We start from the raw sequence: 26,138 nt of genomic DNA, 5'->3' as shown, positions 1-26,138 counted from the left end.
AACAGAAGGAATCCCTACCAACAATTCAATAGCTGGTTGTAAGAGGCGAGCTCCCTTAGGAGAAACTTCTGTCATAAAGACTGCTGCACCGATGGCAAATGGTGTCGCTACCAAGGCAGACAAAAGGGTTACAATGAAGGAACCCAAGATCATTGGCAAAGCCCCAAATTCTTTCCCTGATGGATTCCATGTGGATCCGAAAAGGAAACTAAAGACATTGACCTTGTTGACAAAGAAGGTCGATAATCCCTTTTGGGCTACAAAAATCAAAATCAAAGCTACAACAAAGACAATCAAACTCATACAGCAGAAAGTAATGGTTTTACCAAATTTTTCCAACCGAGAATTATTGGACTTTGCGAGCATTTTTTTTGCTACTTCGTTCATGTTTTACCTAATTCTTCTTATTTCTTCGTAATGTTACCGTCAAGATCACGGCTGACTTTCATATCATTGATTGGGATATAGCCCATCTTACCAACGATTTCCTGCTGGACCTCATCAGTCATCATGTAATCCAAGAATTTCTTAGCCAATTTACTTGGCTCCCCCTTGGTATACATATGTTCGTAAGACCAGATTGGCCAGTTATTGTTTACCACGTTTTCCTTAGTTGGTTCATAACCATTTAACTTCATGGTTTTGACACTATCATCCACATAGGTAAAGGCCAGATAAGAAATAGCACCTGGAGTCTGGGAAACAATATTCTTCACCATTCCATTGGAATCCTGTTCCTGAGCCTGTTTAGGATCTTTCCCATTCATGATGATGGCATCAAACACAGCACGGCTACCAGATCCTACTGCCCGGTTCACGATAGTAATTTCCAAGTCTTCACCACCCAATTGCTTCCAGTTGGTATATTCACCAGTAAAAATCTTACGCAATTGTTCGGTTGTCAAATCGTCTACAGAAATATTCTTATTGGCAATGATAGCTGTTCCCGCTACTGCCACTTGATGGTCTACCAAACTAGAAGCATCGATGCCATCTTTTTCCTCTGCAAAGAGGTCACTATTTCCAATGTCGACAGCTCCTGATTGGACCTGAGACAGACCTGTACCAGATCCACCCCCTTGGACATTGACAATCTTACCGGGATGTTCTTCTATATAACGATCTACTACCCCTTCAACTAACGGTTGTAGAGCTGTCGATCCAACAGCTGTAATCGCTTCTCCACGGTCAATCCAAGATGCACAGGCAGATAGAGAAACTGCAAGTGCTACTGTTGCTAGCCCAAGGACTAGCTTTTTGCATTTATTCAATGTAAGTCTCCTTGAATCATAATCAAATATCGTTTAAATTTTATCTCTAAACACTTGGTCATCTTCTAGTATTCTAGCAAGAATCACTCTATTTCCACTATAACATAGAAAGACCGCATTTCCTAATAATTTATCTAAATCTCAGGCCTTTTGGAAAGAAATTTTTCAAGGTACGGCCCGTTACTTTAGCAAAGCCTAAACCATTGCCTCCAGCTAAGACTTGATACCATCCATTGGTATAGTCCTGCTCCAGTTGAATGGTCTCCCCAGCTGCGTACTTGATGAAGTCTTGATCTGATAAGCTGACCGCTTTCTTCACTTGCTCTGGCTTCAGAGCTAGGCCTAAGGCAAAGCTAGGTTCAAAGCGATTTTTCTTGAAGGTTCCAAGGTGCAAGCCATTGCGAGCAATCTTGACCTTTTTCAAATCAGGAAGTCCAACCGGCAATAGATAAAGCTGATCTCCAAAACATTGGTAGAGGCCCTCCAAGTCCATGGCCAAGCAGTCCTTGGCAAAAGCTTGCCACAACTTTTTCTGCTCAGCCGTTAGATTGGAACGGCCTTCCTTGATCTTCTTGACTTCAGGCTCTCCCTGATAATGGAATTTAGCAACAAATTGCCCTTCCCCTTTGAAATGATGGGGATACATACGGGCTGTTTCGGGATGGCCGATTCCTTCTACCATGCCATTGATTTTTTCAATCGGTAGCAATTCCAGCTCATATTCGTCTAAGAGCCAAGAGACAATTTCTTCGTTTTCTTCTGGTGACCAGGTACAAGTCGAATAAACCAGCTGCCCCCCTGGTGCCAGCATCTTGAGCGCATCTGTTAAGATTTCTCTCTGGAGACTAGCACATTGGGCTGGATAATCAGGATGCCAATAGTCCATAGCATCTGGCTGCTTTCGAAACATTCCTTCACCAGAGCATGGTGCGTCCAAAACAATCAAATCAAAATAGGCCGGAAAAACCTTAGCCAAGCGATCGGCTGATTCATTGGTCACCACGACATTACAGGCTCCAAAACGTTCGACATTCTCAACCAGAATCTTGGAGCGGCCCTTGTGGATTTCATTGGAAACAAGGAGTCCTTGATTGTCTAAATAAGAGAGCAAGTGGGTCGTCTTGCCACCCGGTGCTGCCGCAAGATCCAAGACCTTCATACCTGGTTTTGGATGGGCTACTTGGGCTACCATTTGGGCAGCCGGTTCTTGCGAATAGACCAGTCCAGTGACATGGGCAATGGATTTCCCTGATACCTTGCCATAGTAACTCCAAGGCATGCCTGGAATAGGTTCATCACCTCTGATTTGCTCCGCCTTCAATGGATTAGTCCGATAGGCAGATACGGCCGGCTCGTCAAAGGTTTGAAAGAAGGCCTCAGCCTCCTCTCCAAGTAGTTGGGTATACTTTTCTTTAAATCCTTGAGGAAAGGTCATGCGTCTTTTCCTTTCGTCAAAAAGGGTTGAATCTCATCTAGTTTACAAGTTGGGACCATCATGATAGGCTCCAAGGTCTCATAGCTAGGTTCTTTCCCTTCCAAGGTCAAGACTGAGTATCCGAGGCACTCACCCATAATAGCTGCTGCTGCATAGTCCCATGGCCAAATATAGCTAAAGTAGCCTAAAATGCCACCAGATAGAATCTTGGTAAAGCTGATACCAGCGCTCCCGTAGACCCGAATCCCCAAGCACTCTGCTCCCAGATCCGCCATGCCCCAAGCGTTGGACTTGAGCATGCCGACATTAGAAGCCACTAATAAGTCCCCAATAGGCCTATTTTGAAACGGTTTTAGTTCTTTGTCATTGCAAAAGACTCCAAAATCCTTTCCACCAAAAAAGAGATGGTCGCGCATGACATCATAGATCAAGCCAAACTGACCAAGACCTTCTTCAAAATAGGCAACCATAACAGCAAAATCTTCTTTTTGGGTCACAAAATTATTGGTCCCATCAATGGGATCAATCACCCAAACCTTACCGGAGTGAATAGGAGCACGAAGTTCATCTTCTTCAGCAAAAATTTGATCTTCTGGATAGGCTTCTAAAATCTTGCCAACCAGGGTTGCTTGCACTTCCTGATCCATCTGAGTCACCAAATCCGTCGGATTTGTTTTGACAGTAATCGCTAGCTGGTCATGTAAGTGTTCTCTTAGATAGCTTCCTGCTTCTTTGACAATGGTCTTAGCAAATTCTAATTTATTGATCAATCGAAAACCATCCTTCCCCTTTTTCTTTCGCGGCTTTGGTTGCGCGGTAAAGTGAGTAGCCACTGACCTCTTCAAACTCCTTTCCCAGACGCTTTTCTTCGCCAATACTTGGGACAACTTTCTTAAAGGCCTTATAGGCTTCTAGGTAGATACGAGCATCTGCCTTTTGTTCATAGGCTTGTTCAACCTGATTAAAAAAAGAAAGCACCGAAGCAAGCTCTTCAGTGCTCCACGATAAATCGAGTGGGTAACTATAATTTTTATTCATATTAATGGATCTCCGCTCTTAATGTAGCAGATCTTAACTCTTCCTTACGATATCCTCGAGGGAGAAATGCGCGAATTTCATCCTCATTAAAACCAATTTGCATCCGTTTCTTGTCTAGAATAATTGGGCGACGCAAAAGACTAGGATTCTCCTCAATCAACTTGATTAAAGCAGAAATCGATAAATCCTCTACATCAACATTTAACTTCTGAAAAATTTTAGAACGAGTTGAAATAATATCGTCTGTACCGTTCTCAGTTAGAGCTAAAATATTACGCAACTCCTCAGTTGTTAGAGGACTCGTCATAATATTGTGTTCCTTAAAAGGAACCTCATGTTTTTCTAACCAAGCTCTGGCCTTGCGACAGGATGTACAACTCGGAGACAAAAATAATGTAATCATGTTCTTCTCTTCTTTTTTTGGACACACTTAGCTGACTCTATTATACAAAATTATTCCATGCTTGCATAGTGATTTTTTAATTTAGACAAAGAAAATTCTCCCCTTAAGGGAGAATTTCTAACAAAAATTAATTTGTCCATTTACGAGCCATGATCTCATCCTGGCGCAGTTGCTCGACGAGTGCTTCTACACTATCAAATTTGACCATTTCTCGAATCTTGTCTAACCAAAAAATCCGAATCGTATGTCCATAAATATCTTTTGAAAAATCAAAGATATTGGCTTCAAAGCGAAGTTCCGTCCCATCAAAGGTCGAGTTTTTCCCTACAGAGGCCATCCCCCGGTGACGCTGACCTAGCACTTCTACTTCGACGACATAAACACCATCTTGAGGGAGATGGGTGCGATCGATCGGTGCCAGATTTGCTGTTGGAAAACCAATGGTTCGCCCCCGTGCATCACCATGGACTACGATGCCACGACTGGATAAGGGATAACCTAAAAGATCAGCTGCTTCTTTCACTTGGCCAGAGGCAATGGCCTGGCGAATACGGGTCGAGCTGATTTTTTTGCCCTGGTCTAGGACAGGTGGAACTACGATGACTTGGCCTTTAAAATAGGTTCCCAAATCACTAGCTACTTTCTTATCGCTACCAAAGCTATAATCAAAGCCTGCCACTAAGACACGAGCTCGAAGTCTTGTTAGGTAGGTAGTAACGAATTCTTGGGCCGTATGAGCCGCAAAATCACTGGTAAAATCGATAAGATATAGATCATCGACTCCCAGTTCTTCCATTCGTTTAAAACGCTCCTCTGGATTTTGGAGGTGGAGGAGTAATTCTGGTTGGTAACGGGCAAAAGCCAATTTGGGAGATTCTGGAAAGGTCAAAAGAGCTACTCGAAGTCCTTGCTCATCGGCAATAGTGCGGGCTGTCCGAAAGAGCTCCTGATGCCCTCGATGAAGACCGTCAAAATAGCCCAAGACAAGAACAGTATCTGCTTGAGCTTTTATTTCTTTTTCACTAGATACATAACAAATGTTCATAAATTTATTGTAACACACTTTCTGTCAGAAAAACCTTGCGAGGTTTGTAAAGTTCTTCCCTTTTTTCCAAAATGGCTACCAACTTCTCTTGGTAAAAAGCAGCTAACTCTCTGGCTTCGCTCTCAACTGGAATAAAGCGTCCCACTTGGACTTCGCCAACCTCTTCAACTGTCAGCTCTACTTTTTCCAGATCCCCGGTACCAATCTCAAGTGGATGAAGGAAGCTCAAATCTCCTTGCCTTACCTTTTCAGCAAGCTCTTCCAGGGTCAAGGCATTATCCAGTGACAAACCGGCAGCACTGGTTCGGGTCAGATGAGACATATGGGCGGAGTAACCAAGCTTCTCTCCCAAGTCAACCGATAAGGTACGGATATAGGTTCCCTTGCTACATTTTACTCGGAAAGTAAAACGCGCAAGTTTATCCTCGTAGCAAATGGGACTGGTTCTTTCAAAACTATAAATGGTCACCTGACGTTCTGGACGTTCGACCTCCTGACCAGCACGCGCATATTCATAGAGCTTACGCCCATTGACCTTGACTGCTGAGTACATTGGTGGAATCTGGGTGATAGGCCCTGTCAGACTAGCAATGGCTTCATCAACAAGCTTTTCATCCAGTGGAGACAAAACAGGAGTCTCTGCGACAACTTCCCCACTAGCATCCTCGGTCGTTGTTGAATATCCCAGAGTGATTTCCCCCTCGTAGACCTTGCCCTCATCCTGCATGAACTCGACCATACGAGTCGCCTTCCCTACAGCAATGGGTAAAACGCCCACCACATCCGGATCCAAAGTTCCTCCATGGCCAATCTTCTTGGTGCCTAAGATTTTCCGAAGTTTAAAGACCACATCATGCGAAGTCATGCCCGCTTCTTTTTTTATATTAATAATTCCGTCCATGTCTTGCTTTCTATTTTCCTTTCTCATCATGTGGTTAATAAATTTTTTTCATTCGTTCCAGTATCATTAAACCATCCTCTCATGCCTTTAATTAGGCTATTGGTACCTTTTTTAAGATTCCTTTTAATGTAGCATCAATAATAAATCTATAGGTAAATACCCTACTATTCATCTCTATTTCTCCAATTCTTTATGATATTATAAATAGAATGTATCAGAAGAATTACTAATAATAAGAACCAAGAGCGTAATGATACCAAACTGACAACCACAACAAGCAAAGCTGATAAAAAATAAATGATAAACGCCTCTAACTTGGAAGGTCTTCTCCCCTCTGGAAGCATATCTAAATGTTCCTTCGTTAGAGCTGAGCGGTCACTGAATTGATAAAAGTAACGATATCTTGCAGATAAAGAATCAATATCTAAAAAGTCATATCCCCTAATATAATCAACTATATAAAACATCAGTAAACTGTCAATTTCGTCAATATTTTCAGTATAGAGAGAAAAGTTTCTCTTTCCAGCAATTGCAATATTACTTGCAGCATAAACGGCAATCGGAATGCCATCTTTTGTCACAGGTAGAATATCTCCTTTACTACCTGAACCTACACACTTCATTTCATAGTTGTTTAAATTGAATTGAAAAACTCCATGCCAATATGCTTGTTCCCATAAATGATCAAATCTTTCTTCTTCAAAATAAATCAAATCCTTATTTAACCCTCTTGCGACTATTCTTTTTCTTTTAGAAATGTATTCTGATGCTTTCAAGACAAGAATTTCTACATCTTTTGCATATAGACGATAACCTTCCTCTTCTTGAACGATTTCAATCCTCTCAGTCCAATGTTCTTCATCAGGTAGTTTCGACTGAAGGATAAATCCCTCTGAGTTTCCTCGTAATTGTAGTTGTATTTCCATGCTTTACTCCCCTATTGATAAGCCCAATCCAAATGGTCCTAGTTTCATTTTTGCCTCTGCTTTTTTAATATCTGGACAGCAATTTATTATCATGAGTGACTCCACACCTTCTCTCACACGAACAACACTTCCAATCGGTGAAGCTCTACGTTCCGACATCAGTTTTCTCCTTCTAAATATTTCTGCGCTTCCTGAACATAAAAAGCTCTGGATTTTCATGGGCTATGCTTTCAAACAAACTTCGAGCACGAGCTTCATCTCCTTTTAATTGAGCATTGAGTGCTCCATAATAAGAGAACATGATTCGAGCTAGCTTACTTTCTGATTCGGTAGTATCGAAGTAGTCGTTCACTTCTTGATTAAATACAATATCTTTTATGGCTTGAGCAACGAGTTTTGCCTTACCATCTTTCGAATCTGGCGCATTGGACAACTGTTCTCAAAGAAAGCAATATCTTGCACATCTTGAAGATGGATAGACACTTCTAATAGTTCAAAGCTTGATATTAAAAATGTATAGTCTCTTAATCTGCCCCAAATTTTTTTCAAATTATATTTGGACATATTTTCCATGGCAGATTGAAAGTCTCCTTTTTAAAACCACTGGCATCTTCCGTCGTGGTAGAAAATCCCAAAGTGATTTCTCCCTCGTAGATTTTACCCTCATCTTGCATAAATTCGACCATCCGGGTCGCTTTTCCTACGGCAATCGGAAGCACCCCGACCACATCCGAATCCAGAGTCCCTCCATGGCCAATCTTCTTGGTTCCTAGGATTTTCCGCAGTTTAAAGACCACATCATGTGAAGTCATCCCTGCTTCTTTTTTTAGATTGATAATTCCGTCTATTTGAATTGCTCTTTCTATCTCATGTATGACCATGACGGTCACTGAGCCTTTATTATACCATGAAATGAGACTTCTTGTCCCTGTTTCCTCGTTCTGATGAGCCTTTTAAAAATCCCGTAGCAGATTTCAGACTTTTTAAAATGGGTTTGATACAATAGAAAACGAAAGAAGGTGTAACATATGTTAATGTATGATGTTATTGTTATTGGATTTGGTAAAGCTGGTAAAACACTCGCAGCGAAATTATCAAGCCAAGGAAAAAAAGTTGCTCTGATTGAAAAGAGCAAGTCTATGTATGGTGGTACTTGTATCAATATCGCTTGTATTCCAACTAAGACCTTGATCGTCGCAGCGGAAAAAGGCTTGGATTTTGAACAAGCTATGAGCGAAAAAAATGCAGTCACTACTCGTCTCAATGGCAAGAACTACGCAACCATTGCTGGAACTGGTGTAGACATAATCGATGCGACTGCTCGTTTCCTTTCCAACAAGGTCATTGAAATTCAAGCTGGAGATGAAAAGGAAGAATTGACAGCTGAAACCATTATTATTAATACTGGAGCTGTGCCAACTATTCTTCCAATCCCAGGATTGGCTGAAAGTAAATTTGCTGTTGATTCAACCGGTATTCAACGTTTGGAAAACCTACCAAAACGCCTGGGCGTCCTTGGTGGTGGACCAATCGGATTGGAATTTGCCCACCTCTACAATACCTTGGGCAGCCAAGTAACAGTATTGGATGCTGCGGACACGTTCTTGCCACGGATCGAGCCAAGCATCGCAGCTCTTGCCAAAGGCTACCTGGAAGAAGATGGCATTCAATTCTTGCAAGGCGTTCATACCCAAGAAATCAAAGATGGCCAAAACAGCTTAACCGTTGTAACGGATAAGGGAGAATTTGAGTTTGATATCCTTCTCTACGCAACAGGACGGAAACCAAACACAGCTGGACTTGGTCTTGAAAACACAGACATCCAAGTCACTGATCGTGGAGCGATCCAAGTTAACCGTCATTTGGAAACCAGCGTCCCTGGTGTCTTTGCAGTTGGGGATGTCAATGGTGGTCCTCAATTCACCTATATGTCACTCGATGACTTCCGCATTGTCTTCAACTACCTTACAGGCGATGGTAGCTACAATCTCGAAACTCGTAGAAATTATGCGACAACACTCTTTATTGCTCCTCCACTTGCCCAAGTCGGCTTGACCGAGCAAGAAGCACGCGACAAAGGACTTCCAGTTGCTGTTAAAGAATTACCTGTTGCTGCCATGCCTCGTGGACATGTTAATGCAGATCTTCGAGGTGCCTTCAAAGCCGTGGTCAACCCAGAAACCAAAGAAATCCTTGGAGCGACTCTCTTTGGAGAAGCTGCAGGCGAACTTATCAACTTGATCACCATGGCCATGGACAACAAGATCCCTTATACTTACATCGCAAAACAAATCTTTACCCACCCAACCATGGCAGAAAACCTAAACGATCTCTTTGCGATTTAACTAACATAAAAAAGAGGCTGGGACAAAAGTCCTAGCCTCTCAATTATTTTTGGATTGTCGAGCAAGACGCAGTGGTTGAGTGGGCTCTACTGCGCTGACTTCATCAGCTTTTACAGCCCTACTCAACTGTGCGGAGGTGGGACGACGAAATCGAATTCTAACGAATTACCGATTTCTGTCCCACTCTCTTTTTTAGTTTAAGAATTCACAGACAGCCTCTTGAAATGCTTTATTTTCTTCATAAAGAGCATGCCCAGAATGCTTTAGAATAAGGAGCTGACAACCCGAAATCGCTTTTGCCAGTTCCTTGGAGTCGTTCACACCGATCACATCATCTTCAAGCGCACCAAGGACCAAGGTCGGACATTGAATTTCTTTTAAGACCTTAAGGCTATTATGTTCCAAGCAAGACTGAGACTGAATGGCAATTCGTTTCTCATCTTTCATTCGTCCCAAGCGACCCATGATATTATAAAGGAACCGCCACTTTTGATAACTCTTTTGCGTATAGGAATGCTTTGCAATATCCAGCATGAGATGCTTAAAATTTCCAGATTGACTAAGTTTTTGCCAATGCTCAATTCGTTCTCTAGCAAGTTGACTAGGTTTTGCAGTGGTCACGGCTAAGATGAGCTTTTGAACCTTTTCAGGGAAATCCGCCACCAACCATTGTGCAATCATTCCACCTTGTGAAATCCCCATAACATAAGCGGTATCTAGTTTTAGTGTCTCCATTGCTTCTGCTACATCTGCTGCCATATCTTGCGTCGTATAGCCCTGTCTCAGCTCATTGATTCGAGAAAAAACATAGATTTTATAGCGCTTAGCAAGTAGACGATAAGAGAGGGAAAAGAGCAGGGCCTTTCCTTTAACGGTCTGAAGCCCATCCCCCAAGCCTGGTATGATCACTAATGGTTGCTTACCTTTACCAAATGTCACATAGTCCATGGTTTTCCCATTCATGGACAAGGTAGCGTTCTTAGCTGAATACAAAGATTATTCTCCTTTCAGAGCATCAAATTTAGCTTTCATGGTTGGATTTTTGCGGGTCAATTTTTTGACTGATACATCATCCAACTTATTATTAGCGAGGCGGAGTTGATTTTCTGATGTGGTCAAGAATTTCTTGACTTCTTCCATCCGTTTGATGGCCTTGTCGATCTCATCGATGGCCTTACCGAAGTTGACCGAAGCTGAATTGTAGTTCTTAGCAAAGGCAACCTTGAAGGCGTCTAGATCTTCTTCAAAGTGGGTGATGTCAATATTTTGCTCACGGATAAGTGCTAGTTCTTGCTTGTATTTAAGAGAATTAAGAGCCGCATTGCGCAAGAGGGTAATCATGGGCAAGAAGAACTGAGGCCGGATAACATACATCTTCTCATAGACGTAGGACACATCGACAATACCCGAATTGTAGAGCTCGCTATCAGCCTCAAGAAGTGTCACCAGAATAGCATACTCGCAACCTTTCTCCCGCCGGTCCTTATCCAGCTCTTTGAAGAAATGCTCGTTTTTCTTCTTGGTCGCTGTCTCATCGCCTTCATTTTTCATCTCAAACATGATAGAGAGGATTTCTATACCATTTTCATCCACCTCACGGTAAATGTAGTCACCCTTGCTGCCAGTTCTTGCATCATTGTCCTTGCCAAACTCAGCTCGTGGAAACATAGCCATACGATTCTTGTTAAACTCATACTCGCAGTGCTGTTCCAAACTCTCGCCAATCATCTTAGTAGACTGCTTAGCTTTGAAATCCTTGTAGAACTCTATGGTCTCGTCTTTCTGCCGCAGCTCTACCTCATAGCGCTCTTTGAGAGAAGTCTGGGCGAGTGCTGCTTCCTTTTCTTGCAAGGCTAGCTGATTCTTAACCTCGTCTCGCTCTTTTTCCAGTGCAGATAAAGTCTTTTGCAGTTGATTCTCATGCTCCAAGCGCAAAGTGGCCAACTGATTCTCCAGTGCTTGCACTTCTTTTTCTTTCTTTAGCAGACTTTGGCTAGCGGTTTGCTCCACCTCTTTTTTGGCCAATTCTTTTTCAGTATCAAACTGTTGAATCTGGTTTTGTAACTGGGCAATTTCTTGGTCCTTCTTTGCTAACTTCTCTTGTTGCTCATTAAGGGCCTTTTGCTCAGCCAAAGCCAACTCTTGGCGAATTCGCTCATGAATTTCCTTGTCAAACTCCGCTGTCCGTACCTGTGACAAGAGTTCGCTGTATTGACTTTCATTGACTGTAAAAACTTCCCCACAGTTGGGGCACTTGATTTCGTTCATAGCATGCCTCTTTCTCTATTCTTAGTATATTATATCATGCCACCAGTAAAATCAAAACCAGCAAACGAGGCTTGCTCCTACTATTTCCCTCCACAATCAAGTTTATGGCAATGAATAGAGTAAATGAGAGCATTTGAGAAAGCAGAACGATGACCATTGAAACTTCCCGCCGTGAGAAAAGAGGCTGGGACAAAAGTCCTAGCCTCTCAATTGTCTTTGGATTATCGAGCAAGACGCAGTGGTTGAGTGGGCTCTACTACGCTGATTTTATCAGCTTTTACAACCCTACTCAACTGTGCGGAGGTGGGACGACGAAATCGAATTCTAACGAATTACCGATTTCTGTCCCACTCTCTCGGTAGATTTAAGACGTTAGGCTCAAATCTAAGGTATGGAATCCCAAAGGGAGTCGCTACCGTCCGTCCTCACCTAAGGGAAGTTGATAAAAGGACAAAACCAGCAAGCTAGGCTTACTGGATTTAGTTTATTTCTTCTCAATCGGGGCGACACTGGCCAAGAGTTTCTTGAGCCCCACTTCTGGGAAGTTGATCTTGAGCTCTTGGGTGTTGCCACTACCAGATACTTCAAGCACAGTTCCTTCTCCCCACTTCTTGTGAATGGCAATATCACCAATGGCCCAAGCGACACTTTCTTTGGTGCTAGAACGGTTGCTATTGCCAAAGGGGAGGCTTGATGACGTGAGGGCACTTGGGGCTGCTTGTCTCTTGCGCTCTTGAAGGGCTTGCGACAGGCTCATTCCTTTTCCGAAGGTCGTTCCACCTCCATTGCTATACGAAGCCTTAAAGCTAGTGTTGGCTGGACGCGCTAATCCTTGATAGGTCAATAAATCCGAGCTAATTTCATTGATAAAACGCGTCGGGCGGTTGTAGCTGGTCCGTCCAAAGAGCAAACGTGAATTGGCATTGGTTAAGAAGAGAACCTTCTCTGCCCGTGTGATCCCTACATAAGCCAAGCGACGTTCTTCTTCCAACTCATCTGGATCCTCAGCTGCTCGACTAAGAGGAAAGACATTTTCTTCCATCCCAATCAAGAAGACGACTGGAAACTCCAATCCTTTAGCCGCGTGAAGGGTCATCAAGGTGACTTCTGAGGTCTCTTGCGCTCCATCATCTGTATCGGCAATCAAAGCCAAATCGTTCAAGAAACGACTCAAGGTCTCCACACCTGATTCGTCTTCGACGGTCTCTCCATTTTCATCAAAATTCTTGGTAACAGATAGGAACTCTTGGATATTCTCGATGCGGGCCTGACTTTCCAAATTTCCTTGATTGGTTAGGGCCGTCATGTAGCCTGTCTTGTCAAGGACTTCTTCGACCAACTCTGTAATGGTCAGCTGGTCCAATCTTTCTCTCAAATCAAGAATGAGATTGGCAAAGTCCCAGATGGCTTGGGCAGCCTTTCCTTTGATGCCTGATAGCATGATATTGGCTGAAGCATCTAGAAGTGAAGACTCTTGCATTTGAGCAAAATCACGAATCTTATCCACTGTACCTGGCCCGATTCCCCGCTTGGGTTCATTGATAATGCGCTCAAAACTGATATTGTCACTGAGGTTAGCAATCAAGTTCAGATAAGCAATGACATCTCGAATTTCCTTCCGGCTGTAGAATTTGGTGCCCCCCACCATGGTGTAGGGAATGTTGGACTTGAGCAAGGCTTCTTCAATAGTCCGTGACTGGGCATTGGTCCGATAGAGAACAGCAAAATCACGGTGTTTGTAACCCGCTTCGCGACTGAGCTCCTCAATGGTCTTAGCAACAAAGACCGCTTCATCCTGCTCATCATTGGCCCGGTAGTAGACAATCTCTTCCCCGTCAGCATTTTGGGTCCAAAGATTCTTAGGACGACGATTTTTATTGTTTTTAATGACATCATTGGCTGCTTGCAGGATGGTTTTAGTGGAACGATAATTTTCCTCTAACAAAACGACCTTGGCATCAGGATAATCCTTCTCAAAGTCCAGGATATTCTGCATATCCGCTCCCCGCCAGCCATAAATAGACTGGTCGGCATCCCCAACGACACAGATATTTTTAAAGCGTGAAGCCAAGAGTTTGACCAACTGGTATTGGGCATGGTTGGTATCTTGATACTCATCCACATGGATGTATTGGAACTTCTGCTGGTAATAGGTCAGCACATCTGGATTTTGATCAAAAAGACGCAGGGTCAGCATAATCAAATCATCAAAGTCTACCGCTTCTGACTGACGGAGTTCCTTTTGGTAAGCCTCATAGCACTTGGCGACAATCTGGGTATACATATCTCCAGCCTGGGCAGCATAGGCCACTTCATCAATCAGGTCATTTTTGGCATTGGAAATGGTCCCCAAGATGGTCCGTTCATTCCATTTCTTAGGATCCAAATTCAAGGATTTCAAGATCCGCTTCATCAAGGTCCGTTGCTCACCTGGATCGACAATCGTGAAGTTACGATTGTAGCCAATATGATCCGCATCTCGACGAAGGATGCGCACACACATAGAGTGGAAGGTCGCAATCAAGCAATCTTGGGTGGCTGGATTCAACTGATAAGCCCGCTCCTTCATCTCCCGAGCGGCTTTATTGGTAAAGGTAATGGCCAAAATATTCCAAGGATTGACCATCTTTTCATCAATCAAGTAAGCGATGCGATGGGTCAAGACACGTGTCTTACCCGAGCCAGCCCCCGCCATGATTAAGAGGGGACCTTCTGTCGTTTGGACCGCCTCTGCTTGGCGATCATTCATACCATTCAATAAAGGATTCATCTCATACTCCTCATTCATTCAATCGTTCTATTATACCACATTTTCGCCCTTTCTCCTTTTGGAAACAGTTGGCATCATTTGAATTTTGCACTCAAAAAAGCTATAATAAAGCCTTAAGAAGAACGAATATTTCCTCATCAACAACGATCCAAGTTTTTCACTTAGGAGGAAATCTACAGAAGTCTGGAGGAGTTATCAGTGAATCAATCACAAAGTAATTTAAAACTAGCCGAACGTGGAGCCCTGATCAGTATTGTCGCCTACCTAATTCTTTCCGCAGCCAAATTAGCAACAGGGCACCTCCTTCACTCCTCCAGTTTGGTTGCTGATGGTTTTAATAACTTATCAGATATTATCAGTAATGTCGCCCTTCTCATTGGCATTCGCATGGCCCGCCAGCCAGCTGACCGCGACCACCGATTTGGTCATTGGAAGATTGAAGATCTAGCTAGCCTAGTAACTTCCATCATCATGTTTTATGTGGGCTTTGATGTCCTACGAGATACGGTTCAAAAAATCCTCAGCAGGGAAACAACTGTTATTGATCCTTTAGGAGCCATTGTTGGAGTTGGGTCAGCCCTTGTCATGTTTGCGGTCTATCTTCATAACCGCACTTTAGCCAAGAAAGCCCAGTCCAAGGCCCTCAATGCAGCTGCTAAAGATAACCTGTCTGACGTGGTCACTTCTTTAGGAACCTCTGTTGCGATTGGAGCTAGTGCTCTTAACTATCCGATTGTGGACCAATTAGTGGCCATCGTTATTACTTTCTTTATTCTAAAGACAGCCTACGATATTTTCATTGAATCCTCCTTCAGCCTCTCAGATGGATTTGATGAAAGCCTTCTTGATAAATACAAGGCTGCCATTCTAGAATTGCCCAAAGTCAGCCGGGTCAAATCCCAACGGGGACGGACATACGGTAGCAACATCTACCTGGATGTCGTCATCGAAATGAATCCTGACCTTTCTGTTTATGAGAGCCATGCCATTACCGAAGAGGTCGAGCGCCTTCTCAAGGAACAGTTTGGCGTCTTTGATATCGATGTCCATGTGGAGCCAAGTTCTATCCCTGAAGATGAGATTCTGGACAATGTCCTTCTCAAATTAAAGACCTATGAGGAACGCTTGCAAGCTCAGCAAGAATATTCAACCCTTCTTGCAGACAACTTCACCCTCATTAATGAATTCGGCCAAGAAAGTCACAAAGAGGACCTGGTCCGTTTGCAGGAAGAGCATCAAATTCCCTTTAAGAATTTCGAGATCGAATCCATCAGCCAAAAGACCAAATTGATTCGCTATGAATTACACAACCAGGTTCACACCAGTCTCTGGCGTCGCCATGAACATTGGCAAAAGGTCTTTCACCAAATTACTAGTAAACAAGAAGAATAGATCCCTCTCCCTCAATTTGACCAGAACAAAAAGCTACTGCAATTCCTTTCTGCAGTAGCTTTTTTGTAAGAAAAAATAGCCCTTCCGGACTATTCTTCTTCTTTAATAAAACCAAATTTATTTAGAGGGTACAATCTGAAATCGACAACACCCTCAATCTGATCTGATTGAATATAACCAAATTCACGACTGTCTTTGGTATTGTTGCGATCATCATTTAGGACTAAGTAACTATTACTAGGTACTTTTCCAGCCTTGGTTCCCTTGAGTTCTCTAGAGAAAAAATCATTTGTAAAATAATCGCCACTTGGGGCAGCCAAATGTTTGGTCTTCATCTTGTCCAAATACGGTTCTGCTGTAGCTACACCATTCAGATAAAAGACATCATCCACATAGCTTACCTCATCGCTCTCTATCGCAATGACACGTCCAAGATATTGTTTCTCTTTTACATGATAGAGGACTAAGTCCGTTCGATCAATTTTCCCCTTTTTAGTCGCTAATACTAAATCATCTTTCTTAACGGAGGCATTGGCCATTTGATCAGATACCCACAATGGTTGAAAAACAAATAGGCGCAAAGTAATAAGTACCAAGCCCAATATTCCAATGATGATCATATTCCGAATCAAATCCCTTTTCGACATTCCTATCCCCCCCTTTCAGCTCATTTCATTATACCATTTTATTAGACAATAAAAAAGGCCCACATTCCCAAATTGTCAGAAACTTGCACTAAAAAAACCTTGCCTCCAAGCTTTTACGCTTAGAGAACAAGGTTTGTTCATTGGTTAGATTAACGTACTGTACGGATACGCATTGTGTTTGTACGAACAGCTTCGCCAAGTGGCACACCTGCAACGATAACGATATCGTCACCAGATTGTACAAGACCTGCTTCTACTGCTTTACGTTCTGCGATTTCGAACATATCGTCAGTTGATGATGGAGCATCTGTCAACATTGGGATAACACCCCAGTTCAACATCAATCCACGTTCAGTCAATTCGTCAAATGTCAATGCCAAGATATCAGCATTTGGACGATATTTAGAGATCAAACGTGCTGTGTGACCAGTCTTAGTCAAAGTTACAACCAATTTGATGTCCATTGAGTTTGTAGCATCTTTAACTGCTGAAGCCATAACTTCTGTCTTAGAGTTACGTTCGAATGAATCTGAGTTCAAACGTCCGTATTCATTAAGAAGAGTTTGAGCGTTCTTATCAATTGTAGCCATTGTTGTAACTGACTCAAGTGGGTATTTACCATTCGCAGACTCACCTGAAAGCATAGTTGCGTCAGTTCCGTCGATAACAGCGTTAAATACGTCTGATACTTCTGAACGAGTTGCACGTGGTTTTTCAGTCATTGTTTCAAGCATGTTTGTTGCAGTGATAACAACTTTACCAGCAGCGTTTACTTTAGTGATGATCATTTTTTGGTAAACTGGAACCATTTCGAATGGTACTTCGATACCCATGTCACCACGAGCGATCATGATACCGTCAGCAGCTTCAATGATTTCGTCCAAGTTATCGATACCTTGTTGGTTTTCGATTTTAGCGAACAATTGAACGTGACCGTTACCAGTTTCTTCACAGATAGCACGAACTTCGTTTACGTCTTTTGCAGTACGTACGAATGAGATCGCGATGAAGTTAATACCTTGTTCCAAACCGAAACGAATATCGTCATTATCACGTTCAGCAAGAGCTGGGAAAGGAATTTTAGTATTAGGGATGTTCACACCTTTTTGTTTAGCAATAACACCGTCGTTTTCAACTTCAACGACAAATTCACGAGTTGCATCATCTTTTTCTACAACGCGAAGACCCAATTTACCATCGTCAACCAATACTTGACGACCAACTTCAACGTCATCATAGATGTCAAGAGCACCAGCAACGTTCAAAGCAATCACTTCACGAGTTGATTTGATACCTTGTTTAGTAGCAACACGGATTTTTTCACCAGTTTTGTATGAATACTCTTTAGCTTCACCTTCGAACAATTCAGTACGGATTTCTGGTCCTTTAGTATCAAGAAGGAAACCAACTTTTTTACCTGCAAGTTTTTCTGCAAGTTTAACAGTTGCCATACGTTCACCTTGTTCTTGGTGGTCACCGTGTGAGAAGTTGAAACGGAAAGTGTTAGCTCCTGCTTCAATCAATTTAGCAATGTTTTTAGCTGAAGCTTCAACGTCAAGTTTTTCACCCCAGTATCCATCTTCACCGAATTTTTTACCACCACGGATTTCTACCGCAGGACCTAAGGTTGCAACGATTTTAACACGTTTGTTCATGATTTCTATGACTCCTTTTAAAATACACTGTCTTTTTAGACAAATTTTAACAAATAAATATTAAATAGAAGATAAGCTACGGTTCAACTCTGCAAGGTTCAAGTCAGCCTTGTGAGGGTTGTTCACTTTGATCTTACTGTCTTCAGTTAAGCTAAAGAGAGCTCCTTCTTCTGCACTACCAAGAATTGGGTTTTCCACCATTTGTTCATTGCGGATACCAACAGCTACACCACCGATACCAGCTTTCAACAACTTAACAGCATGTGCTCCCATACGTGAAGCAAGAACACGGTCACGCGCAGTAGGAGATCCACCACGTTGGATATGTCCAAGTTCAGTTACACGAAGATCGCTTGCATCTCCTGCATCTTTCAAGGCTTTACCAAATTCAGCAGCAGACATCACACCTTCAGCAAGAACGATGATGTTGTGTGTACGACCTTTTTCGTAGCCCTTTTTGATACTCTCAACGACATCTTCGATAGCGAAGCCTTCTTCTGGAATGATAATTTCATCCGCACCAGAAGCAATACCAGACCAAAGGGCAATATCCCCGGCATTACGTCCCATTACCTCGATAACGAAAGTACGGTGGTGACTAGACGAAGTATCGCGAATCTTATCAATCGCGTCCATAACAGTTGTAACTGCTGTATCAAACCCGATTGTAAAATCTGTACCAACGATATCATTATCAATTGTCCCAGGAAGTCCTACAGCTGGGAAGCCATGTTCTGTCAAACGCATCGCTCCGTGGTATGATCCATCACCACCGATAACGACGACACCTTCGATTCCATGTTTCTTCAACTGCTCGATCCCTTTTAATTGACCTTCGCGTTCAGCAAATTCAGGATAGCGAGCTGAATGAAGCATCGTTCCACCACGAGAAATAATATCTCCAACTGATGAAGCATCCAATTGATGGATATCACCAGCAACCATACCAGCGTATCCATTATAGATACCAAATACTTCCATTCCTTCAGAAATTGCTTGGCGAACAACTGCACGGATAGCAGCATTCATTCCAGGGGCATCTCCACCACTGGTTAAAACAGCAATACGTTTCATTTCGATATTTGCTCCTTTTTTTCTTTTACATTCTAAATGATTATAACACAAAGAGGCTCAAATTTCTCCTATTTTCCGTAGATTTTATCGATAAATCGTTTTCATAGCAATACTTGCCAGCTCATTTTCTAACTTCTCGTTTTTCTGGACGGAAACTCCTTTTAATTGAATGGTCTTTTTCTCCTCTTCATAGCGAATAACGACAGGATAGGGACCCGGATAGGCCTTTAAGATATCTAAAACTGCCCGGTCCTCTTGGTGATCAAACAATTGAATCCAAAAACGCTGATTGGTGGCTTCTTCTGCTTCCATCAAAATCATTTGGAGACGACCATCTCTAGATTGCACTTTTCCTTTGAGATAGTAATAGCCCTTCTCTCTTATTTTCACACTATACTGGCGATAAGTATCTGGGAAAAGAGTGACATCCATCTTCTTTTGGAGATCGGAAACTTGTAAAAAGGCCATATTTTCCCCATTTTTGGTTCGGATGGTCCGGATCGATTGGACTTCAACTAGAATAGTGGCCTGTTCTCCTTCACTTAAAGAAGCGATTGGTCGAGTCGGTTGGCTACTTGCAGCTACAATTTCCACCAGAGGATGAGGGCTAAGACCGACCCCAATGACCCTCTGCTCCATTTCATACTTCTCCGCCTTGCTATAATCCTCAGCATCCATCCAGGAATAATTAGCTTGACCAAATAAGCTACCCAATTCATCCGCAAAGACAAATAAATTGGGAAGGTTCTGAAGGACTTTTCTGCGATTCTTTTCAAAGCAGTCAAACAAGCCCAATTCTACCAGTGGCGTTAAGAGAGGAAGTTTGTGATACTGGCTAGGCAAGCGCAAGATAAAATTTTCAATGCTCTCAAAGGGACGTTGCTCAATAATCCAATAGGCTAGATCTTTTGGAAGACCTTTGATATTTTTCATTCCTAGATAAATCTTCTGATCTTGGAACTTATCCTTATAAGGAATGGTATTAATGGTCAAAGGAGCTACTTTAAAGTCAAATTGGAGCGCATCGGTCAAGTAATCACTGCTAGAGTAGTTGAGCATAATGTCAAAGAAGACATCTGGATAATGGACTTTAAAGTAAGCCAATTGGAAGGCCAAGGCTGAGTAAGCATAGGCATGGGAACGGTTGAAGCCATAGCCAGCAAATTTTTCCATAATAGCAAAGACTTGCTTGGCTTTTTCTGCACTGTGCCCAAGAGCGACAGCCCCCTTGATAAAGTCATCTTCCATCCGATGCATTTCTGCCACGTTCTTTTTCCCCATAGCCCGTCTGAGGATATCGGCTTTTCCTAGACTAAAGCCAGCAAAGGTCTGGGCCACCTGCATGACTTGCTCCTGATAGAGCATGATGCCATAAGTTGGTGCTAGAATGCCTTCCAAACTAGGATCGATCATATCAACCTTCTCTTTGCCATGCTTGCGTTTGACGAAATTATCAATATAGTCACTAGCCCCAGGCCGGTTCAAAGATGTGGTCGCAACAATTTCTTCAAAACAGTTGGGTTGAACCCGTCTTAATAAACGGATAGCTCCTGCTTGCTCAAACTGGAAGATTCCCTTGGTATTTCCTGCAGCAAACAAAGCAATCGTTTCCGGATCTTCTAGGGGAATATCCTCAATCTTAATATCCTTTTGATATTTTTCCTTTACGGCTTCCTGCATCCGTTGAGCAAAGGTCAAATTTCGGAGTCCTAAGAAGTCCATCTTGAGCAGACCATTTGCCTCAACACCATGGGCATCATATTGGGTCAAATTCATCTCCTCACCCATCTTGATCGGGATTTGATTGGTGAGGTCTTCTCCACTCATGACGACGCCTGCCGCATGAATCGAGGTCTGGCGTGGTTGCCCTTCAATCCTCTTCGCAATTTCAAAGCCCTTCCGGTATTCTGGACGACTTTGGATGGCTTGGCGAAAAGCTAAATTCTTTTCATAAGCGGAAGCCAAGGTATCCCGTAAGCCAATCCGCTTAGTGAGGTTGGTTAACTCATACTCTGGGGTTCCAAATCTCTTAAAAACATCTCGAATGGCTTGTTTGGCTCCAAAAGTTGAGAAGGTCACAATTTGGGCCACATGAGGACTGCGGTAGCGATTTTTAACATACTGGATAAATTTGGGACGATAGACATCTGGAATATCAATATCAATATCAGGCATGGTATAGCGCTCTAAGTTCAGAAAACGCTCAAAGAGGAGATTGTTCTTGACCGGATCAATCCCTGTGATATCTAAGGCGTAGGCTACTAGACTACCAACTGCTGAGCCACGGCCCATCCCCATATAGTAACCTTGGCTTCGACCAAACCGTAATAAATCCCAGACAATCAAAAAGTAGTCATCAAAGCCCATCTGATGGATGACAGCTAATTCATGACGCAAACGCTCTTGGTAAACCGTCTGGTCCAGCCCCTTGCTTCTCAAGCCCTCCTCAGCCAACTCACGTAATTCCTCGACTGCAGGTTTCTCTGGATTAAAGCGGGGAAGCTTCAATTGCGTATCAATCTCATAATGAACAGTCGCAAGGGTCTTCTCTAGATAAGAAATACTATCTGGATAATTATGAGCAAAGGCCCGCTCCAACTCTTCTGGTGGCAGTAACATCATAGAAGTGTCAACAGCTCCTACTTCCTTCAGACTGCAATTATTACGAATGGCGTGGAGCATCTGAAGACTCTCCAAATCACTCATTGAAAAATAGCGGACTGTATGGAGGGGGAAAACAGGACGAGAAAACTGTTTCGCTGGAGTATCCGGAAAGACACCAATCGCAAAGTCTTGGCCCAAGTCTAAATACTCAATCCCTTCAAAATAGGGAACGATAATGGCTAGATCATCCAACAAGTGTTGAAAGGCCGACCAGTCAGTTGTCCCCATCATTTTCATGCTGGAAATCTTGATTAAATGTTTATAACCTACGGTACCTAATGCAAGCAAACGGATAGACAAGGGCCCCGCTGGTAACTCGACTTCCAAATCAAGACCTAGGACAGCCCCAATACCAGCTTTTTGGCACTCTTCTAAAAACTCGTAGGCCCCATATAAATTATCTATATCCATGAGACCGATTTGTTGGTAACCCATTTCTTTGGCACGCTGAATATAGTCTCGAATAGAGACTAAACTGTCCATAAAGGTATAAACCGATTTTGTGTCCAGTTGTGTAATCACCTTGCACTCCTTTTCGTCCGTTCTTACCTTCTATTATACAGGAAATCCGACAAAGAAGACACTCTTACCCCTTGCCAATCCTGCCTAACAAAAAAACAGATCAACTAATCTGCTTTCCTTTCTCTTACGGAAGACATGGGATTCGAACCCACGCACGCTGTTACACGCCTACCGCGTTTCCAACACGGCCTCTTAAGCCTCTTGAGTAATCTTCCAAACTAGTATCCATTATACGGAAAAGCACTCCTCCTGTCAACAAAAAATTTAGGAATCGCTCACAAGATATCATTGCTTGATAGATTTTAAAGAAACAAAAAACGACAAGGATTTGCCGTTTGCATATATAAAAATGGATCCAGTGGGAGTATGATTGATGCTAATTTATCAACTTATTTCGTATTTGTGGTCTGTATTTGGGTCTGATTGTGAAATTTAGGTAGTGTGAAATAAGTTGTGTAAACACAAAAAAGGAATAAATCCGTTATAGTAGAGTTGCGAAACATTACTAGAAAGAGATTTATTCCTATGACTCAGTTTACCACAGAACTACTTAATTTCCTAGCCCAAAAGCAAGAAATCTCGTTAATACGGAATGCTCTTTTGTAATTGTTTATTACACTTATGATGTTTTCTTGGCATAGAACACTTGCAGACGTCCAGTGTTCTTAATGTAGTTTCCGACACCATTATATTGTGCCTGTACTTTTTTATTTACCATTTCAAAAGTATTCAAATCATCTAGGCTAATTGGTCTGATATTTGCTAGTTTTAACCAATGATTGTCTTGATCCTCTGCGAAAATTTCTGGAGCATAACTAGCAACGTCGGAAGGGGCTGATTTCTCTTCAAAATAGTCATAGCCAACCAAATCAGCAATGTAAGTAAATAATTTGCTTACAAGTAATACTTGGGTTACCTTTTCGAGTTTCTTAGTGTCTATTCTATTACTTGTGCTGAAGTATACAGAGCCTACTTCATTAGCTTTCTCTAAGTGGGCATTCAGGACTTCTCTCGCTGATTGGAAATCAACATTTACCACAGGTAAAGCTACGAGATAATTGGTTTGATATTTGTTTGCCATAATTTTGGCCTCCTTTTTAAAAATTAAATAACTTTACTAGTATTGCTAGAGTTACCTAGTAAAGCTAGTGTACGCTAATTAATACAAGATGTCAAGGATATTTTTAAAAAAAATTAATTATTTTATTGTTGAGATGAATATTCAAGTATTTCAGGGCTTTTACGATACACTAGAATTGAAAAATATATAATCGAAGTATTAATTTATCAACTTATTTCGTATTTATGGTATGTGTTTAGGACTGATTGTAAAAATTAATGAATAAATGTAATATTTTAGTTTCTTTCTATTATAATAGACAATTTGGGAATTTGCCGTTATTACAGAAAAAAGGTCTGTAACTAGTTTCAAAGAAGATAAAAAAAGCCCTCCCGAATTGGGAGGGTTGTGTGTCTTATATATTATAGATTATAGATTTTCCGTCCACGGGTCATCCGTGGTATAGGACATGCTAGTAAATCGTATATCACCGATGTCTTGATCTGTTGGTACTGGATCGTCAAACTGCAGTCGCACTTGACTGCCGTCAGATGGCCCAGATACGTAAAACGTGCCGTAGCGCTTACCTCGGTCATTTGTGATAACTCCCAGTTTAGACCCTGTAGGCCGAAGACCAGTCGGAATCCCACCGACATTTAAGATTACCACGTTTCGCTCTCGGTCAGTACATTGTGGTACGTATCCCGGCGCACCTCTGCGTTTGATACCAAACCAGCCCCACGATAGCCCGCCGAAGCTGATTTCAACCGTCGAATTGATACGTCTGAATTCTACATAGGACGCACCAAGGGTCGAGTTTATGTTTTTAGGCTTGTGTTTCAATTCTCCATACAAGACTGTCCAAGCGTTCTGCCCAGTTCCAGCGTTTTATTTTAATCCACTTGACTGCACCATTTTTAGCGGTTGTGTCAGTATAAATCGTACCGATGTCAGCGTTGATAGCGTATGGAAAGCCTTAACCATTTTACCTTTACGGTCCTTGATTTCTTCGTAAGCAGCTTGAAGACATTCTTCTTATCGACCTCTTCACGATGGGCCAGTGTCTCGGCAAATTGCTTTTCGATAAATTCGGAGCGTTCTTCCATCGCTTTCACGGTTTTAGAAAGTTCCTTGTTCTTTTCCAGCAATTGCCTGTTAAGGTCCTGTGTAGCCTTGTAATCGTCCGGTACGACTTCTTTGATAGTTTCCTTGACCTCGGTCTTGGAAGACTTGATTTTCTCATTCTCATTCCTTAGAAGTTCATTTGCTTGTTGGGTGAGTTTGAGTTTCCTCTTAACTTCCTGTAGCTCTCGCACTGTCGGAGTATCACCGTCTTCAATGCGCTGGATCTGCTCCTCTTTCTCTTCTTCTGGAAGAGTTGCTATCAGATGAAGTGCTGTGGTACCCAAATGCGACAACGTTGTCGTGTTTGGTACCTCAGAAGCTACTTTCATCATTCGTTGAGCTTCTCGAATGTGAATCCCTTGATTCTCTACCCAATTTGTAAATTGTCCATGCGTAAGATCATTTTCTTTCACATGATTCAACCGTCTGCCGATTTCCCAAATGGACTGACCAGCTATTTGCTTGTGATGGCTGATTTCTAGCTCAATCTGAGCCAAATTGTTTGATAATGTTATTTCGTTCATGACGTCCTTTCTAAATTTGGTATAATAAAATAAAAACGATTGGGGAAAATTATGATATTTCAAGCAAAAATAAACTCTTCTGTTTCTAGACCTGTAACCGTTGAAGACATCTGTCCAATTTGTAAAAAACCAACCAATCCAGATCTTGTAAATTCTTCTTATTTTCCTCTCACAGAAGATGAAACAAATTTGGTATTAACATTCCGATGCTTAGGTTGTAAGCACTTCTGGACGGAGGAATTTATAGCTATAAAATATTTGATCAATTCATACACTGAAAGATACGAAATCGAACATATCAAAGTAATTCCTAATCTCCCAAGCGATATACCTATATCTGACGATGTAGAGATAGTTTCTCCAATTGGTAAGCAAATCTATGTCCAAGCACTGAAAGCTGAGCATGAACAATTAGGCCACATTGCAGGTATAGGATATCGAAAGGCTCTTGAGTTTTTTGTTAAAGATTTTTCCATAATTACCAATCCTGATGATGAAGATAAAATCATTAAAATGTCATTAAAACAAGTTATTGAAAAATATATTAAGGATGAAGATCTTAAAACATTTGCGCTTGCATCAGCTTATATCGGCAATGACGAAGGTCATTACTACAGAAACAACCCCGACAAAGGCTTTACAGACCTAAAAAACTACCTGCACGGAGTTATTCACTACATGGAAATGAAACTCAACTTTCTTGATGCTCAAGAGCTTGTGAATCGTTCAAAGAAATCTTAGAATCTAGTTCATCCAACTTCTCAGCAATATATGTCACAGTCCTCAATATCTCGTTGAGGGCTGTTCTTTCTAGTTCGTTCATATTTCCTTCTTTCTATCTAAACTCATCCAAGCTGACTTCTAGTGCGTCAGCTATTTTGCACATGTTCGGCCAAGAAAGGTACTTTACCTTTCCAGTCTTTAAGTCAGAAAAGAAACTTCTATTAACTCCAGCCATCTTAGATAATTGATTGCCGTTCAAATTTCTTTCCTGCATTATCTGATTTAATTGTTCCCACATTTTCTACTCCTCGAAACACTATATCTTGGTAGGCAAATATATTTTATTAACA

26 protein-coding genes, 1 tRNA gene and 1 pseudogene are annotated in these 26,138 nt (G+C 42.0%); 4 read left to right on the top strand and 24 right to left on the bottom strand.

The features are described from left to right. The 12 genes and pseudogenes from AC3E8G_RS02890 to truB (AC3E8G_RS02835) all read right to left on the bottom strand — a co-directional run. Positions 1-387, bottom strand: a 387-nt coding sequence (locus tag AC3E8G_RS02890; protein WP_490676974.1) for a PstC family ABC transporter permease, incomplete at its 3' end; no start/stop codon positions are given. Positions 388-404: 17 nt separating this feature from the next. Next, positions 405-1,271, bottom strand: coding sequence for a phosphate ABC transporter substrate-binding protein PstS family protein (locus tag AC3E8G_RS02885; RefSeq protein WP_293873552.1), 867 nt, complete (start codon positions 1,269-1,271; stop codon positions 405-407). A 130-nt stretch (positions 1,272-1,401) separates the two neighbouring features. Further along, positions 1,402-2,706 (bottom strand): RsmF rRNA methyltransferase first C-terminal domain-containing protein, encoded by a 1,305-nt coding sequence (locus AC3E8G_RS02880; RefSeq protein WP_490676973.1) that lies wholly within the window; start codon positions 2,704-2,706, stop codon positions 1,402-1,404. Then, positions 2,703-3,476 (bottom strand): inositol monophosphatase family protein, encoded by a 774-nt coding sequence (locus AC3E8G_RS02875; protein WP_048689972.1) that lies wholly within the window; start codon positions 3,474-3,476, stop codon positions 2,703-2,705. Before AC3E8G_RS02875 ends, AC3E8G_RS02880 begins: the two co-directional genes overlap by 4 nt. Then, a complete protein-coding gene (locus AC3E8G_RS02870; protein WP_048689976.1) occupies positions 3,466-3,744 on the bottom strand; it encodes a UPF0223 family protein in 279 nt (92 codons plus the stop codon). The genes AC3E8G_RS02875 and AC3E8G_RS02870 overlap by 11 nt, the downstream gene beginning before the upstream one ends. Position 3,745: 1 nt before the next feature. Then, positions 3,746-4,147, bottom strand: a complete 402-nt coding sequence (locus tag AC3E8G_RS02865; protein ID WP_040803090.1) for a Spx/MgsR family RNA polymerase-binding regulatory protein — start codon at positions 4,145-4,147, stop codon at positions 3,746-3,748. Positions 4,148-4,274: 127 nt separating this feature from the next. After that, complete coding sequence (locus tag AC3E8G_RS02860) at positions 4,275-5,192, bottom strand: bifunctional riboflavin kinase/FAD synthetase (protein WP_048689980.1); 918 nt, start codon at positions 5,190-5,192, stop codon at positions 4,275-4,277. A 4-nt stretch (positions 5,193-5,196) separates the two neighbouring features. Next, a complete protein-coding gene (truB, locus tag AC3E8G_RS02855) occupies positions 5,197-6,093 on the bottom strand; it encodes a tRNA pseudouridine(55) synthase TruB (RefSeq protein WP_048689984.1) in 897 nt (298 codons plus the stop codon). 164 nt (positions 6,094-6,257) lie between these two features. Then, entirely contained in the window at positions 6,258-7,019 is a 762-nt protein-coding gene (locus AC3E8G_RS02850) for a hypothetical protein (RefSeq protein WP_048689987.1), read from the bottom strand. Between the two features lie 3 nt (positions 7,020-7,022). Continuing rightward, positions 7,023-7,178, bottom strand: a complete 156-nt coding sequence (locus tag AC3E8G_RS02845; protein ID WP_185761515.1) for a hypothetical protein — start codon at positions 7,176-7,178, stop codon at positions 7,023-7,025. Between the two features lie 13 nt (positions 7,179-7,191). Beyond that, a complete protein-coding gene (locus AC3E8G_RS02840) occupies positions 7,192-7,452 on the bottom strand; it encodes a hypothetical protein (protein ID WP_238656208.1) in 261 nt (86 codons plus the stop codon). Between the two features lie 166 nt (positions 7,453-7,618). Continuing rightward, a pseudogene (truB, locus tag AC3E8G_RS02835) lies at positions 7,619-7,867 on the bottom strand (tRNA pseudouridine(55) synthase TruB); the annotation flags it as partial. 180 nt (positions 7,868-8,047) lie between these two features. On the opposite strand from truB (AC3E8G_RS02835), the gene AC3E8G_RS02830 reads away from it, so the two are divergent. Continuing rightward, positions 8,048-9,364: an FAD-containing oxidoreductase gene (locus AC3E8G_RS02830; RefSeq protein ID WP_236128051.1), complete on the top strand. Its 1,317-nt coding sequence runs from the start codon at positions 8,048-8,050 to the stop codon at positions 9,362-9,364. Between the two features lie 192 nt (positions 9,365-9,556). Here AC3E8G_RS02830 and AC3E8G_RS02825 read toward each other — a convergent pair whose 3' ends face one another. Together AC3E8G_RS02825 and AC3E8G_RS02820 are read right to left on the bottom strand one after the other, a co-directional pair. Next, entirely contained in the window at positions 9,557-10,357 is an 801-nt protein-coding gene (locus AC3E8G_RS02825) for an alpha/beta fold hydrolase (RefSeq protein ID WP_490676970.1), read from the bottom strand. A gap of 3 nt (positions 10,358-10,360) precedes the next feature. After that, positions 10,361-11,632 carry a DUF2130 domain-containing protein gene (locus AC3E8G_RS02820; RefSeq protein ID WP_236128050.1) on the bottom strand — a complete coding sequence of 424 codons (1,272 nt, stop codon included), beginning with the start codon at positions 11,630-11,632 and terminating at the stop codon, positions 10,361-10,363. Positions 11,633-11,781: 149 nt separating this feature from the next. Here AC3E8G_RS02820 and AC3E8G_RS02815 point away from each other — a divergent pair, with 149 nt between their 5' ends. Further along, positions 11,782-11,994, top strand: coding sequence for a hypothetical protein (locus AC3E8G_RS02815; RefSeq protein WP_080980944.1), 213 nt, complete (start codon positions 11,782-11,784; stop codon positions 11,992-11,994). A 122-nt stretch (positions 11,995-12,116) separates the two neighbouring features. Here AC3E8G_RS02815 and pcrA read toward each other — a convergent pair whose 3' ends face one another. Then, positions 12,117-14,402 carry a DNA helicase PcrA gene (gene pcrA, locus AC3E8G_RS02810; RefSeq protein WP_490676969.1) on the bottom strand — a complete coding sequence of 762 codons (2,286 nt, stop codon included), beginning with the start codon at positions 14,400-14,402 and terminating at the stop codon, positions 12,117-12,119. A gap of 198 nt (positions 14,403-14,600) precedes the next feature. Between pcrA and AC3E8G_RS02805 the strand changes: the two genes are divergently transcribed. Then, positions 14,601-15,794, top strand: coding sequence for a cation diffusion facilitator family transporter (locus AC3E8G_RS02805; RefSeq protein ID WP_490676968.1), 1,194 nt, complete (start codon positions 14,601-14,603; stop codon positions 15,792-15,794). Positions 15,795-15,883: 89 nt separating this feature from the next. Here the strand turns inward: AC3E8G_RS02805 and lepB are convergent, their stop codons facing one another. From lepB to AC3E8G_RS02765, 8 genes are all read right to left on the bottom strand, one after another. Then, entirely contained in the window at positions 15,884-16,441 is a 558-nt protein-coding gene (gene lepB / locus AC3E8G_RS02800; RefSeq protein ID WP_238656197.1) for a signal peptidase I, read from the bottom strand. Between the two features lie 149 nt (positions 16,442-16,590). After that, positions 16,591-18,096, bottom strand: a complete 1,506-nt coding sequence (pyk, locus tag AC3E8G_RS02795) for a pyruvate kinase (protein ID WP_154858453.1) — start codon at positions 18,094-18,096, stop codon at positions 16,591-16,593. A 60-nt stretch (positions 18,097-18,156) separates the two neighbouring features. Further along, positions 18,157-19,170 (bottom strand): 6-phosphofructokinase, encoded by a 1,014-nt coding sequence (pfkA, locus tag AC3E8G_RS02790; RefSeq protein WP_154858455.1) that lies wholly within the window; start codon positions 19,168-19,170, stop codon positions 18,157-18,159. A gap of 84 nt (positions 19,171-19,254) precedes the next feature. Next, entirely contained in the window at positions 19,255-22,356 is a 3,102-nt protein-coding gene (locus AC3E8G_RS02785; RefSeq protein WP_154858457.1) for a DNA polymerase III subunit alpha, read from the bottom strand. Positions 22,357-22,483: 127 nt separating this feature from the next. Further along, positions 22,484-22,571, bottom strand: a tRNA-Ser gene (locus AC3E8G_RS02780). Between the two features lie 404 nt (positions 22,572-22,975). Further along, complete coding sequence (locus tag AC3E8G_RS02775; protein ID WP_490676966.1) at positions 22,976-23,437, bottom strand: hypothetical protein; 462 nt, start codon at positions 23,435-23,437, stop codon at positions 22,976-22,978. Positions 23,438-23,845: 408 nt separating this feature from the next. Further along, positions 23,846-24,085 carry a hypothetical protein gene (locus AC3E8G_RS02770; RefSeq protein WP_490676965.1) on the bottom strand — a complete coding sequence of 80 codons (240 nt, stop codon included), beginning with the start codon at positions 24,083-24,085 and terminating at the stop codon, positions 23,846-23,848. Between the two features lie 281 nt (positions 24,086-24,366). Then, positions 24,367-25,065: a DUF3102 domain-containing protein gene (locus tag AC3E8G_RS02765; RefSeq protein WP_490676964.1), complete on the bottom strand. Its 699-nt coding sequence runs from the start codon at positions 25,063-25,065 to the stop codon at positions 24,367-24,369. Positions 25,066-25,116: 51 nt separating this feature from the next. Between AC3E8G_RS02765 and AC3E8G_RS02760 the strand changes: the two genes are divergently transcribed. After that, entirely contained in the window at positions 25,117-25,806 is a 690-nt protein-coding gene (locus tag AC3E8G_RS02760; RefSeq protein WP_490676963.1) for a hypothetical protein, read from the top strand. A gap of 94 nt (positions 25,807-25,900) precedes the next feature. On the opposite strand, the gene AC3E8G_RS02755 is transcribed toward AC3E8G_RS02760, so the two are convergent. Beyond that, positions 25,901-26,086, bottom strand: coding sequence for a helix-turn-helix domain-containing protein (locus tag AC3E8G_RS02755; RefSeq protein WP_490676962.1), 186 nt, complete (start codon positions 26,084-26,086; stop codon positions 25,901-25,903). Positions 26,087-26,138 lie beyond the last annotated feature (52 nt).

This window comes from Streptococcus sp. SCPM-O-B-15294 (M123), assembly GCF_058200455.1.
This window is presented reverse-complemented; position numbering and strand designations above follow the sequence as displayed.